This is a genomic window from Rhizobium sp. PP-F2F-G48, from assembly GCF_004342335.1.
In the GTDB taxonomy this organism is placed as follows: Bacteria; Pseudomonadota; Alphaproteobacteria; order Rhizobiales; family Rhizobiaceae; genus Ferranicluibacter.
Map to the genome: position 1 here is coordinate 277,927 of NZ_SLVH01000005.1, position 12,406 is coordinate 290,332.

11 protein-coding genes are annotated in these 12,406 nt (G+C 64.5%); 1 reads left to right on the forward strand and 10 read right to left on the reverse strand.

Features of this window, described 5'->3' with window-relative positions; genetic code table 11:
• Positions 1 to 2: 2 nt before the first annotated feature.
• From deoA to C8J36_RS14430, 6 genes are all read right to left on the reverse strand, one after another.
• On the reverse strand, positions 3 to 1,316 hold the full coding sequence (gene deoA, locus C8J36_RS14405; protein WP_132535957.1) for a thymidine phosphorylase: 1,314 nt from the start codon (positions 1,314 to 1,316) through the stop codon (positions 3 to 5).
• Between the two features lie 4 nt (positions 1,317 to 1,320).
• Complete coding sequence (gene deoC, locus C8J36_RS14410) at positions 1,321 to 2,097, reverse strand: deoxyribose-phosphate aldolase (protein ID WP_132535835.1); 777 nt, start codon at positions 2,095 to 2,097, stop codon at positions 1,321 to 1,323.
• Positions 2,098 to 2,183: 86 nt separating this feature from the next.
• Positions 2,184 to 2,576: a cytidine deaminase gene (locus C8J36_RS14415; protein ID WP_082477234.1), complete on the reverse strand. Its 393-nt coding sequence runs from the start codon at positions 2,574 to 2,576 to the stop codon at positions 2,184 to 2,186.
• 4 nt (positions 2,577 to 2,580) lie between these two features.
• Positions 2,581 to 3,552: an ABC transporter permease gene (locus C8J36_RS14420; protein ID WP_062595502.1), complete on the reverse strand. Its 972-nt coding sequence runs from the start codon at positions 3,550 to 3,552 to the stop codon at positions 2,581 to 2,583.
• A 3-nt stretch (positions 3,553 to 3,555) separates the two neighbouring features.
• On the reverse strand, positions 3,556 to 4,689 hold the full coding sequence (locus C8J36_RS14425; RefSeq protein WP_132535837.1) for an ABC transporter permease: 1,134 nt from the start codon (positions 4,687 to 4,689) through the stop codon (positions 3,556 to 3,558).
• Positions 4,686 to 6,233, reverse strand: a complete 1,548-nt coding sequence (locus tag C8J36_RS14430) for an ABC transporter ATP-binding protein (protein ID WP_132535839.1) — start codon at positions 6,231 to 6,233, stop codon at positions 4,686 to 4,688. Before C8J36_RS14430 ends, C8J36_RS14425 begins: the two co-directional genes overlap by 4 nt.
• A gap of 232 nt (positions 6,234 to 6,465) precedes the next feature.
• Here C8J36_RS14430 and C8J36_RS14435 point away from each other — a divergent pair, with 232 nt between their 5' ends.
• A complete protein-coding gene (locus tag C8J36_RS14435) occupies positions 6,466 to 6,675 on the forward strand; it encodes a SlyX family protein (protein WP_062595626.1) in 210 nt (69 codons plus the stop codon).
• A 69-nt stretch (positions 6,676 to 6,744) separates the two neighbouring features.
• Here the strand turns inward: C8J36_RS14435 and C8J36_RS14440 are convergent, their stop codons facing one another.
• The 4 genes from C8J36_RS14440 to msrA form a co-directional block, all read right to left on the reverse strand.
• Positions 6,745 to 7,737 (reverse strand): BMP family ABC transporter substrate-binding protein, encoded by a 993-nt coding sequence (locus C8J36_RS14440; protein WP_062595505.1) that lies wholly within the window; start codon positions 7,735 to 7,737, stop codon positions 6,745 to 6,747.
• 280 nt (positions 7,738 to 8,017) lie between these two features.
• Complete coding sequence (locus C8J36_RS14445; RefSeq protein ID WP_132535841.1) at positions 8,018 to 10,231, reverse strand: TonB-dependent siderophore receptor; 2,214 nt, start codon at positions 10,229 to 10,231, stop codon at positions 8,018 to 8,020.
• Positions 10,232 to 10,491: 260 nt separating this feature from the next.
• Positions 10,492 to 11,391 carry an AraC family transcriptional regulator gene (locus C8J36_RS14450; RefSeq protein WP_132535843.1) on the reverse strand — a complete coding sequence of 300 codons (900 nt, stop codon included), beginning with the start codon at positions 11,389 to 11,391 and terminating at the stop codon, positions 10,492 to 10,494.
• Between the two features lie 165 nt (positions 11,392 to 11,556).
• A complete protein-coding gene (msrA, locus tag C8J36_RS14455; protein ID WP_132535845.1) occupies positions 11,557 to 12,213 on the reverse strand; it encodes a peptide-methionine (S)-S-oxide reductase MsrA in 657 nt (218 codons plus the stop codon).
• Positions 12,214 to 12,406 lie beyond the last annotated feature (193 nt).

Consider the following 12,406-nt stretch of genomic DNA (forward strand, 5'->3'; position numbering starts at 1 on the left):
CGTCAGGCGGTCAGGCGCGACAGGATGATCGGACGCGGGGCGAAAGCGCCGTCTTCGATCGTATAGGCGGCTATGAAAGCGGCCGTCGCCTCGTCTGCGGCAGCGTCGTCGGCGGCATGGACGTTCGCCACGATCTGCCCCGCATCCACACGGGTTCCGAGCGGACGGATGTCGGAAAAGCCGACGCTGTGGTCGATCGACTGGTCGGCGCGGGTGCGCCCACCCCCGAGCGCAATCACGGCCATTCCGATCGCGCGTGCGTCGCAGGTCGCGAGAACACCGGCGCGTTCGGCGACAACGGGCCGGGCAATAGGGGCGCTCACCAGATAGGCTTCCGGGCGCTCCACGAAATCCGCAGGTCCACCCAGTGCCGAAACCATGCGGCCGAAGGTGTCGAGCGCCGCGCCGCTCTCGAGCGCCCGCCGCGCCGCATCCTGGCTTTCGACCGGACCCGACGTGACGCCGGCAACGAGCAACATTTCGGAGGCGAGCGCCATCACCACCTGCTCCAGCCGCGAGCCCTGCTTTTCGCCACGCAGGAAGGCGAGGCAATTGAGGATTTCGAGCGAATTTCCGACAGCATCCGCCAGCGGCTCGCTCATGTCGGTGATCAAGGCCGTCGTGCGCAGGCCGGCGCCATTGGCGACATCGACCAGCGCGCGCGCGAGGATCTCGGCTTCGCCCTGCGAGGCCATGAACGCGCCGCTGCCGACCTTGACGTCGAGCACGAGGGAGCCGAGGCCGGCGGCCAGCTTCTTCGACAGGATGGACGCGGTGATCAGCGGCACCGAATCCACGGTCGCGGTGATGTCGCGGATGGCGTAGAGCCGGCGATCGGCCGGCGCGAGATCGGCTGTCTGCCCGATGATGGCGCAGCCGACGGTTTCCACGACATGGCGCAGGGTCTCCGGCGAGGGCGCGATATCATAGCCTGGAATGGATTCGAGCTTGTCGAGCGTGCCGCCGGTATGGCCGAGGCCGCGGCCGGAAATCATGGGCACGACGAGGCCGCAGGCTGCAAGGATCGGCGCGAGCATGAGCGAGACATTGTCGCCGACGCCGCCCGTCGAGTGCTTGTCGGCGATGGGCCGCCCGAGCGCGCGATAGTCGAGCACCGTGCCGCTGTCGCGCATGGCAAGCGTGAGCGCCACCGTTTCGGCGCTGGTCATGCCGGAGAACCATGTCGCCATGGCGAAGGCTGCCACCTGGGCGTCGGCAATGGCGCCATCGGCGATCCCGGCCACGAAGGCCGCGATGTCGCCGGGATCGAGGGCGAGGCGATCGCGTTTGCGGCGGATGATCTCCTGCGGGATCATCGCCTCAATACGCCGCGGGTGCGGCAAGGGACTCGCGCCCCTCGATGACCGAGAGGATATCGGCCAGCAGACCCGACGCGCCGAAGCGGAAGGTCGAGGGCATCAGCCAGTCCGGGCCGTGAATGGTGGCGGCGAGCGTCAGATAGAGCCGGGCGTCCGCCACGGTCTTCACACCGCCGGCCGGCTTGAAGCCGACATGGCGTCCGCTTTCGCGAATGGCGGTCAGCATGATGTCGGCCGCCTCCAGCGTCGCATTGACGGCGACCTTGCCGGTGGAGGTCTTGATGAAATCGGCCCCTTCCTGGATGGCGAGGTGAGAGGCGTTGCGGATCAGCCCGCGCTCCTTCAATTCGCCGGTCTCCAGAATGGTCTTCAAGAGGACCGTCTCTCCGCAGGCCGTGCGAACGGCGCGGATCATATCGCGCACCGCCTGCTCGTCGCCGGCCATCAGGGCGCGATAGGGAATGACGAGGTCGATCTCGTCGGCACCGTCGGCAATCGCGCCGGTGGTTTCGGCAACGACCTCCTCGATTTTCAGCTCGCCCGAGGGAAAATTGACGACGGTCGCGATGTGCACCGGGCTCGAAGGCCCGAGGATCTCGCGTGCCTGGCGCACGAAGCGCGGCCAGATGCAGATCGCGGCCACGGGACCGTGCGGCGTGCGGGCCTTGGCGCACAGCGCCTCGATCGCCTCCGGCGTGCAGTCGTCGTTGAGATCGGTGAGATCGAGCAGGGACAGCGCAAGAGAGGCGAGCTGCCGGTTGCTGGCTTCCAGTGTCATAGGTGCCTCCCTTGGGCGGGTTCGGTCCTGATGCGGTAGAGGTTTTGCCGGGGTTTGGCAAAGCCAATCGCAGCCGGAGACCCAGATCAGCCGATCGTATCGGTGGCGAAGGAGTGCGGCAGCAGGTCGGAGAGGACGACCGTCTTCTTCACCCCGGTCTCGTCGCAGAGATAGATCGGCGTGCCGGCTTCGGCAAATTCCGACAGGCGCTGTCGGCAGCCGCCGCAGGGCGGGCAGAGCGGCAGCTTCTCGGCGATGACGGCGACTTCCAGGATCTTTCTGGCGCCGCCCATGATCATGTGGCTGATCGCCGTGGTTTCGGCACACCAGCCCTCGGGAAAGGAGAGGTTCTCGATGTTGGCGCCGGCATAGATCGTGCCGTCCTCGGCGCGGATGGCCGCCCCCACCGGAAATTTGGAATAGGGCGCGTGCGCCAGCGCCATGGCCTTGCGTGCGGCTTCGAAAAGATCGGTCGCCATGGGATCAGCGCTCCTTGACATAGGGCACCCCGCCGGCCTTGGGCGGCACGGCCTTGCCGATGAAACCGGCGAGAAGGATGACGGTGAGAATATAGGGCAGCGCCTGCATGAGCTGCACCGGGATCTGCCCGATCAGCGGCAGCGGATTGCCCTGCAGGCGGATGGCCAGCGCATCGAGGAAGCCGAAGAGCAGGCAGGCGAGCATGACGTTGAGCGGCTTCCACTTGGCAAAGATCAGCGCGGCGAGCGCGATATAGCCCTTGCCCGCCGTCATGCCCTTGACGAAGCCGGCGGTCATGGCAAGCGACAGGTAGGCGCCGCCGAGGCCGGCGAGAATGCCGCAGCAGATGACGGCGCGATAGCGCATCCAGACGACCGAGATGCCGGCCGTATCCACCGCGCCCGGATTTTCGCCGACGGCGCGCAGGCGCAGGCCGAACCGGGTGCGATAGAGGATCCACCAGGTGATCGGCACCATGGCGAAGGCGAGATAGGTGAGGAAGAAGTGGCCCGAAATCAGATCCGCATAGATCGGCCCGATGACCGGAACCGGGCGGATCTCGTCGGCGAAGGGGAAGGTGATGGTGCTGAAGCGCGCATCGCCCGCCAAAGCGGGCGTGCGTCCGCCCTGGCGGAACCAGGCTTCGCCGAGAATGATGGTGGAGCCGAAGACGATGAAGTTGATGGCGACGCCCGAGACGATCTGGCTGCCGCGCTGGGTGATCGAGGCATAGCCGTGCACCAGCGACAGCAGGACCGAGATGAGGATGGCGGCAAACAGCCCGGCCCAGACCGAGCCGGTGACGGCGGCAACGGCCCCGGCGGCAAAGGCGGCACCCAGCATCTTGCCCTCGAGCCCGATGTCGAAGACCCCGGCACGCTCGGTAAAGAGCCCGCCCAGGGCTGCGAAGATCAAGGGCACGGAGACGCGGATGGTCGATTCGAGCACCGTCACCAGCATGTGAAAGACATCCATGGATCAGGCTCCCTTGGTGGCGGCGGCGGCCGATCTGCTGCTGGCGACGGTGGCGAAGATGCGGCCGATGGCCGGGCGGAACATGTTTTCGAGCGCGCCGGCAAAGAGGATGACGAGGCCCTGGATGATGACGATCATGTCGCGCGAAATGGTCGGCATTTCGAAGGCGATCTCGGCACCGCCCTGGTAGAGCATGCCGAAGAGGATGGCGGCGGGAATGATGCCGGCCGGGTGCGAGCGGCCCATGAGTGCGACCGCGATGCCGACGAAGCCGGCGCCCTGCACGAAATCGAGCTGCATACGGAACTGCTCGCCCATGATCGGGTTCAGCGCCATCATGCCGCAGAGCCCGCCCGAAATCATCATGGCGATGACCGTGATGCGCGCATCCTTGATGCCGGCATAGCGGGCGGCCGACGGGCTGTGGCCCATCACGCGCATCTCGTAGCCGAGCCGCGTGCGCCAGATCAGCAGCCAGCAGCCGAAAGCGGCCAGCAACGCCAGGAGGAAGGAGATGTTGAACGGCGCGTTGCCGATGTCGAGACCGAAAATGCCGAGCAGCCAGTCAAGCTTCGGCAACTGCCCGCCGGCCTCGAAGGTGCGCGTCTGCGGCGCCATGGAGCCGAGCGGCTTCAGGACCCGGGTCAGGAGGTAGACCATCAGGCTCGAGGCGATGAAATTGAACATGATCGTGGTGATGACGATGTGGCTGCCGCGCTTGGCCTGCAGCCAGCCGGGCAGGAAGGCCCACATGGCCCCGAAGGCGGCGGAGCCGAGGATTGCCAGCGGGAAGACGACATACCAAGGCATGAGGCGATCGAGCCAGAGGCAGACGAGCGCCACGCCGATGCCGCCGACATAGGCCTGGCCTTCGCCACCGATGTTGAAGAGGCCGGCATGGGAGGCGACCGCGACGGCCAGGCCCGTGAAGATGAAGGTCGTGGCGTAGTAAAGCGTGAAGCCGATATATTCGCCGCGTCCGAAAGCGCCGTTGATCAGGTGATAGGCGGCCTCCAGCGGGTTCTCGCCGACGAGCAGCACGACGAGGCCGGCGACGAGAAAGGCGACGACGAGATTGATGAGCGGGATGAGCCCGTATTCGGCCCAGCCGGGCAATTTGGCGTAAGGATTGCTCACTTCGCGGCCTCCATGCCCGTTTTGGCGCGGTTTTCGACGCCGGCCATCAACAGGCCGAGATCGCCTTCCCCGGCATCCGACGTCCGCTCGCCGACCACGCGTCCGGCGAACATGACGAGGATACGGTCCGACAGAGCGCGGATCTCGTCCAGCTCCACCGAGACGAGAAGAACCGCCTTGCCCTGATCGCGCATCTCGATGATCCGCTTGTGAATGAACTCGATGGCGCCGACATCGACGCCGCGGGTGGGCTGGCCGATGATCAGCACGTCCGGATTGCGCTCCATCTCGCGGGCCAGCACGATCTTCTGCTGGTTGCCGCCCGAGAAGTTGGCCGTTTTCAGGCGGGGGTTCGGCGGGCGAATGTCATATTGGGCGATCTTGTCCTCGGCATCCGCGCGCATGGCGGCGATATCGAGCAGGGCGCCCTTCTTGTAGGCGGGATCGCGATGGTAGCCGAGGATGGCGTTTTCGCTTTCCTCGAACTTGAGCACCAGCCCGACGTGATGGCGGTCTTCCGGCACATGGGCGAGGCCGCGGGTGCGCAGCTCCGCCGGGTCCGCAAGACCGGTGACATCGACAGTGGAGCCGTTGAGCTCGACCGTGCCGCCGGTGGCGCGGCGGATGCCGGCAATGGCTTCGAGCAGCTCGGACTGGCCATTGCCCGCGACGCCGGCGATGCCGACGATCTCACCGGCGCGCAGATCGAAGGACACGTTATCGACCATGGTGACGCCGCGACCGTCGCGAACCGTGAGGTTGCGCACCGAAAGCTTGACGTCGCCGGGACGCGCCTCGCCCTTTTCGACCCGCAGCAGGACGCGCCGCCCGACCATCAGCTCGGCAAGCTCCTCGACGGAGGTCTTGTCCGTCTCGCGCGTCGCGACCATTTCGCCGCGCCGCATGACGGAGACCGCATCGGTGACGGCCATGATCTCGCGCAGCTTGTGGGTGATCAGGATGATCGTCTTGCCCTGGTTCTTCAGCTGTTCGAGGATGCGGAACAGGTGATCGGCTTCCGGCGGCGTCAGAACGCCGGTCGGTTCGTCGAGGATCAGGATGTCGGCCTTGCGATAGAGGGCCTTGAGGATTTCCACGCGCTGCTGCAGGCCGACGGGAAGTTCCTCGATGACGGCATCGGGATTGACCTCCAGCGCGTATTCCTTCTCCAGGCGCTTCAGCTCGATGCGGGCCTTGGAGATCGAGGCGTTCAGCACCTGGCTGTCCTCGGCACCGAGCATGACGTTTTCGAGCACGGTGAAGTTTTCGACCAGCATGAAATGCTGGTGCACCATGCCGATGCCGCTGGCGATCGCCGCGTTCGGGTCCTTGATCGTCAGCACCTTGCCATCGACGAGGATCTCGCCGTGATCGGCCTGGTAGAAGCCGTAGAGGATCGACATCAGGGTCGATTTGCCGGCGCCGTTTTCGCCGATGATCCCGTGGATCGTGCCCTTGCGGACGACGAGATCGATATGTTTGTTGGCGTGGACAGGGCCGAAGCTCTTGTCGATGCCCCGAAGCTCAATCGCGATATCGCTCATGGCAGCCGCATCCCCGTTCCCGGCACCCGTTGTCGGCAGGCCATGCCGCCGGGTGCTTGCTTGATTGTCCGACCGTCCGCTTGAGGAAAGCGGGTGGTCGAGGCTAACATCGATCGTGACGATCGAAAGCGCTAAATCGGCGGATCGACCGTTTCGCGTTTGACGTTCCGCCGGGCGGACCCTCTATAACGACGGCAGACAATCCGCCAGTGACAAAGAGAGGATGACGATCATGACGAGCGAAGAGACACGGATGACGACCATCGAGGAAACGATCGCGCATCAGGCCCGCACGATCGAGGACCTGTCGCAGCAGCTTGCCGATCAATGGAAGATCATGGAACAGGTCCGCACGAAACTCGACCGCCTGACCGAGCGGTTCCTGACGCTGGAAGAGACCTCGCTGGAGGCCCCCGCCATCACCCGACCACCGCATTACTGAGATGCCGCGCCACGGGAAAGGCACCGCCGGCCAAGGGCCGACAGCGCGCTTCCCGCATCGTGACAGATCTCAATAGGCGCAGGCTTCATCCGTCATGTAGTCGTGAACCTGGATCGTGCCCGCGATGATATCGGCCTTGGCCTTATCAACGGCCGTCTGCATCTCCGGGGTGATCAGCGCCTTGTTGTTGTCGTCGACGGCATAACCGACGCCGTCTTCCTTCAGGCCGAGATTGGAGATGCCAGGCTTGAACGCGTCGTTCTTGGCGCTCGTGAAGCTGTCATAGACGGCCACGTCGACACGCTTCAGCATGGAGGTCAGGACCTTGCCGGGCTGCATGCCGTTCTGGTTCGAGTCGACGCCGATGCCGAGCTTGCCGGCATCGGCCGCCGCCTGGAGCACGCCGACACCGGTGCCGCCGGCGGCGTGGTAGACGACGTCCGAGCCCTGGTCGAACTGCGACTTGGCGATTTCACCGCCCTTGACCGGGTCGTTCCAGGCTTCCGGCGTCGTGCCGGTATAGGCTTCGAGAACCTTGACGTCGGCGCCGGTGGACTTGGCACCGCCGATATAGCCACAGGCGAACTTGTGGATCAGGGGGATATCCATGCCGCCGATGAAGGAGACGGTCTTCGACTTGGAGGCGAGGCCGGCGAGAACGCCGACGAGGTAGGACCCTTCCTGCTCCTTGAAGACGACCGACTTCACGTTCGGCTTGTCCACGACCATGTCGATGATGGCGAACTTGGTGTCGGGATATTCGGCAGCCACCTTTTCGAGCGCCGCCGCCCAGGAGAAGCCGGCCATGACGATCGGGTTGTTGCCGTCGCCGGCGAAGCGGCGGAGCGCCTGTTCGCGCTGCGCGTCGTTGGCGATTTCGAATTCGCGATAGGCAATGCCGGTTTCGGCCTTGAACTTCTCGGCGCCGTTGAAGGCGGATTCGTTGAAGGACTTATCGAACTTGCCGCCGAGGTCGTAGATGACCGCCGGCTTGATGTCGGCAGCCAGCGCCGTGGCCGACATCATCGAGAAAGCAAGGAGACCGAGGAGGGTTTTCTTCATTGTGCAGCCCTGTTTGTTACCATGTGTTTTCTGGGTCCTCCCGCACGCTTCTCTTATATCGGAAGCATGTCTGCGGAACCGGCCGCGCTTGAGGGCGGGCTTGGTTGAGGTGTATCCTTGCACGGGCTTTTAGAAAATACACCCGAAATTTTTCAACTGGTAAAAAATAGACAGAGCATAGAAATCGATGACGGTCCCGGATGGGGCAGTCGGTCGGAATCGCGAAAAGGCCGTCACGTGATCCTCAGCGACGGCCTTCGATCTTTGGTGAGGCAGGATCTCAGAACGATTTGCTGAGCTTCAGCGTGATCGTGCGCTGCTCGCCATAGCCGCAGGTAAACTCGCCCTGGCAGCTCTTCACATAGTCCTTGTCGAACAGGTTGGCGACATTGAGCGCGGCGCGCCAGCCATTCTTCTCGTAGCGAATGGCGGCGTCGGCCACCACGGCATCGGGGACCTTCAGCGTATTCGTCATGTTCGCGAAGGACTGGCCCTGATACCGCAGGCCGCCACCGATGCTGATGCCTTCGAGCGCGCTTTCGGTGACCAGATACTCGATCCAGAGCGACGCCTGCTGCTCGGGCACGAGGAACGGCCGGTTGCCGATGAGCGACGCGTCGCCGTCCTCGGTGATTTCCAGATCGTTGTAGGTGTAGCTGGCGAGCATCCGCCAGTTCTGGCTCAGATTGGCCTTGCCCTCGAGCTCGAAGCCGGTGGACGTGACTTCGCCGAGCTGCCGCTGGAAGGAGGGTGGGCCGGCATAGGTCGTCGTCACGTTCTGCTTGACGATCTGGTAGACCGACGCGGTGAGCGAGCCGTCGAAGAAGGTCGGCTCGTACTTGACCCCGCCCTCGACCTGATAACCGTCCTCCGGTTCGAGCGCACCGCCGCTGCCGGCGAGCGTGCCGATCTGCGGATTGAAGAAGGTCGCAACGGAAACATAGGGCGTCAGACCATTGTCGAACGCATAGGCGAGGCCTGCCCGTCCGCTAAGCGCACCGTCACGGGTGGAATAGGATCCTGTCGCCAGCCGCGAGCGGTTCTCGATATCGACATAGTCGTAGCGACCGTTGAGCGTCAGGAGCCAGCCACCGCCAAAGCGGATCTGATCCTGCGCGTAGAGGCCCGCCTGCTCCAGCCGCGTCACGCCGTCGAGATAGGTGAAATAGGCCGGGAGCGGCTCGCCATAGACCGGATCGAGCGGATCGAGATCCGAGGCCGGAAAGGCGGAGGCCTGCGCCTGATCGATCTTGACGTTCTTGTAATCGACGCCGATCATCAGCGCATGATCGAGCGGCCCCGTCGAGACGGTGGTTTCCAGCCGCGTATCGACATTGAAGCTGTCGACGCTGGTGTCGTGCCTGAAGCCGAGCCGGGTGAGATCGTTGGTCACCGGATTATAGGCATAGGGGTAGACAAGCTCCTCGACCTTGTCGAGATGGGCAAAGCGCAGGTTCTGCGACAGCTTCCAGCCGTTGTCGAACTCGTGGGCGAACGCGTAGCCGATCATCTGCTGGTCGTAGCGCCCGGAATCGCGATCCGGCTCGCCGAAGAAGAAATCGCGATCGATTTTGCCGCCGAACGGGCCATCCACGACGGTTCCGGCATAGGGCAGGAAGCCGTTGCCGACATGGGTCTGATCGAGCGACGACGCGACGGCATAGACCGTCAGCGATGTCGCGTCATCCGGGGCATAGGTGATCTGCGGCATCAGGAAACCGCGCAGATCCTCGGAATAATCCGAATAATTGTCGCCGCCGGCCACCTTGCCGGTGACGCGATAGGTCACGGCGTCGTTGGCCTTCCGGTTGACGTCGAAGCCGAAGAAGGCATTGCCGAAATTGTTGATGCCGATCTCGACCTCGGTCAGCGCCTCGTCCTGCGGCCGCTTGCGGATGAGATCGACGATGCCGCCGGGGTTTGCGCCGCCATAGAGAACGGATGCCGGGCCCTTCAAGACATCGACGCGCTCCAGCATGTAGGCATCCGTCTGGAAACCGCCGAAGCCATAGGAAAACAGATTGAGGCCATCCAGGAAGACGCCGGTCTGCGTGGCATCGAAGCCGCGGATGTAGAACCAGTCCGTATCGGGATCGGAGCCAAAGGGTTCGGTGGTGACGCCGGGCGTGTAACGCAGGGCTTCGTCGATCTTGGTCACGACCCCGCGATCGTCGAACTCCTGGCGGCCGATGACGGAGACGGACTGCGGAACGGCCTTGAGCGGCGCCGCAGACTTCGATCCCGCCGTCGTGTCGCGGGCGACATAACCATCGACGGGGCCGGTTGCCGATTGGGTGGTTGCCTGCCCGCCGCGAACGACGATGGCATCGAGCTGCGTCGGCTGCTGGCCTGACCCCTGCGCCGTGCCGGCCGGCTGCTCCTGCGCCGACGCCGCCGCGGCGCCGAGCATCAAGGCCCAGGCTGCGGTTCCGGCCAGCAGGCGCGCCCTCAAGTGCCGGCGCTGCTTTTGAAGCGTATCGATCGTCCCCGTCATCTCTGTCCCCTCGTCTCGCCGACCTTGGGAACGCCCCTGTTCCCCTAAAACGATCGCCTCATGAAGATGAGGCAATCTCTCATGTTTCGGATAGCGCAAATACCCGCCGCCGGATTGATCCGTTTTGCGGATTTTGAACGATTCCGAGGCGATGTCGTGCGGAGCGGAAACGGGACGGGAACTGCGGTAAATCCGCCACGCGGGCGCGACCTGCCCTGACACAGGCTCTCAATCCTGTTTCTATCGCTGTGTCCGACGCTCTAACGGCCGCGCAGCCACCGGCCGGGCGTCGTACCCGACATCTTGCGGAAGGCGCGGGTGAAATGCGCCTGATCGGCAAAGCCGGTGATGGCCGCGACCTCGCTGAGGCTCGCGGTGCGGGCCACGAGCAGGGTCTTGGCCCGCTCGATCCGCGCCTTCATCTGCCACTGGTGCGGCGGCATGCCGGTCGAGGCCTTGAACGCCTGGCTGAAATGCGACTGGGACAGGCCGGTGAGGTCGGCGAGCTCCTCCAGCCGGATGCCGCGCAGGCAATGGGTCTCGATGAAGTCTGTCGCCCGGCGAAGCTGCCAGGGCGCGAGCGCCCCGCGCAGCCGTCGCCCGGATGGCGGAACGCGCATCAGTGCGATGAACAGTCCGAGCGCCAGCCCGTCGCCATAGAGATCGTGCAGCGGATCGGGATCGGCGCATTCGGCCGCAAGCAGATCGGCAAGGGCCAGAAGCCGCGGATCGGCGAACATCAGCCGGGGTTGCTCGATCATGAAAGGATCGAGTTGGCTGCCCATGCGCTGGCCGAGCGCGGAAATGTCGAAATGAAGATCGAGGTGCCGGATCGCCCGGATGCCCTCAAGCTCGGCTTGGAGTTCCATGCCGGCGGGAATGTAGGAGAGGCGGCGGCAGGGCGAACCCGGCCGGTCGCTTTCCCCTCTTCGTGCGGTGCCCGCGCCGATCGATGCCATGGCAAGGCTGCGGGTGGGGTCGCCGGTGGTTTCGAGCACCGCGAAAAGGCGCGGCGCGTCGGCAACATAGGAACCGCCGGCCAGCCGGGCGCACTGCACGTCCCAGAGGTCGGCGACGGCGCCATTGAAGACGCGCCGGTTCCAGGTTCCGATCTGGTCGAAACCGGAAATCCTGTTGTTCATCCTGGGCTGGAAGGTCATCAGCGCTGTCGCGGCATCCGAAGTTAAACATGAAAGAGATTGTCATGTTTATAGGCGGAAGCGTCCACGGACGCAATGCCGGACGACAGTGACGGCGAACCCGATGCTACCGCCCGCGACGGCGCGCGCGGGCGGCTTCTTCATGGACGGATCACATCCCGGACATCAGAGGGCAGGCACCGGGCAGCTCACGCCGGTTCCCCGCAGGCCGCAATAGCCGTTGGGGTTCTTGGCCAGATATTGCTGATGCTCGGGCTCGGCAAAATAGAAGGTGCCGGCCATCGCGATCTCGGTGGTGATCGCCTCCCGGTGGCCCGCTTTCTTCAACTGCGCCTGATAGGCGTCGCGCGCGGTCTTCGCCTCGGCGAGCTGCGCCTCGTCCCCGACATAGATGGCGGACCGGTAGGTGGTGCCGACATCGTTGCCCTGGCGCATGCCCTGTGTCGGGTCATGTTCTTCGAAGAACACCTTCAGGATTTCGCCGAAGGCGACGAGCTTGGGGTCGTAGACGACGAGAACCACCTCGGTGTGGCCCGTCAGCCCCGTCGTCGTTTCCTGATAGGTCGGGTTCTTGGTGAAGCCGCCGGCATAGCCGACGGCGGTGACATGGACGCCCGGCAGCTGCCACATCAGGCGCTCGGCGCCCCAGAAGCAGCCCATGCCGAGCAGAACGGTCTTCATGCCTTCGGGATAGGGGCCCTGGAGCGGCTGCCCGTTGACGGCGTGGTGCGTGGAGGTGGGCAAGGGTGTCTCGCGTCCGGGCAGCGCATTCTGCGGCTCGGGCATGGTGGTCTTCTTGCTGAAAAGCTCGGTCAGAAACATTGAGATTCGTCTCCCTTTCAAGATGATCGTTCGAAGGTTTAAATCATGTCAGGTCTCAGACGTGTCGGGCAGGCGCGTCCGTTTCGGGCACGCGCGTCGATCGGCCGCTTGTCGCCTGCCGGCATCCGGACCTGCGCGAGACCGTCTTTCGCAAGCCGCGTTAGGCCAGCCAGGTCAGGTTGGCCCGTTCAGG

Excerpts from the sequence above, each read along its gene's own strand:
- msrA (WP_132535845.1), bottom strand. The coding sequence starts at position 12,213 with ATGTTTCTGACCGAGCTTTTCAGCAAGAAGACCACCATGCCCGAGCCG.
- C8J36_RS14435 (WP_062595626.1), top strand. The coding sequence starts at position 6,466 with ATGACGAGCGAAGAGACACGGATGACGACCATCGAGGAAACGATCGCG.
- deoA (WP_132535957.1), bottom strand. The coding sequence starts at position 1,316 with ATGATCCCGCAGGAGATCATCCGCCGCAAACGCGATCGCCTCGCCCTC.
- C8J36_RS14430 (WP_132535839.1), bottom strand. The coding sequence starts at position 6,233 with ATGAGCGATATCGCGATTGAGCTTCGGGGCATCGACAAGAGCTTCGGC.
- deoC (WP_132535835.1), bottom strand. The coding sequence starts at position 2,097 with ATGACACTGGAAGCCAGCAACCGGCAGCTCGCCTCTCTTGCGCTGTCC.
- C8J36_RS14415 (WP_082477234.1), bottom strand. The coding sequence starts at position 2,576 with ATGGCGACCGATCTTTTCGAAGCCGCACGCAAGGCCATGGCGCTGGCG.
- C8J36_RS14420 (WP_062595502.1), bottom strand. The coding sequence starts at position 3,552 with ATGGATGTCTTTCACATGCTGGTGACGGTGCTCGAATCGACCATCCGC.
- C8J36_RS14450 (WP_132535843.1), bottom strand. The coding sequence starts at position 11,391 with ATGACCTTCCAGCCCAGGATGAACAACAGGATTTCCGGTTTCGACCAG.
- C8J36_RS14440 (WP_062595505.1), bottom strand. The coding sequence starts at position 7,737 with ATGAAGAAAACCCTCCTCGGTCTCCTTGCTTTCTCGATGATGTCGGCC.
- C8J36_RS14445 (WP_132535841.1), bottom strand. The coding sequence starts at position 10,231 with ATGACGGGGACGATCGATACGCTTCAAAAGCAGCGCCGGCACTTGAGG.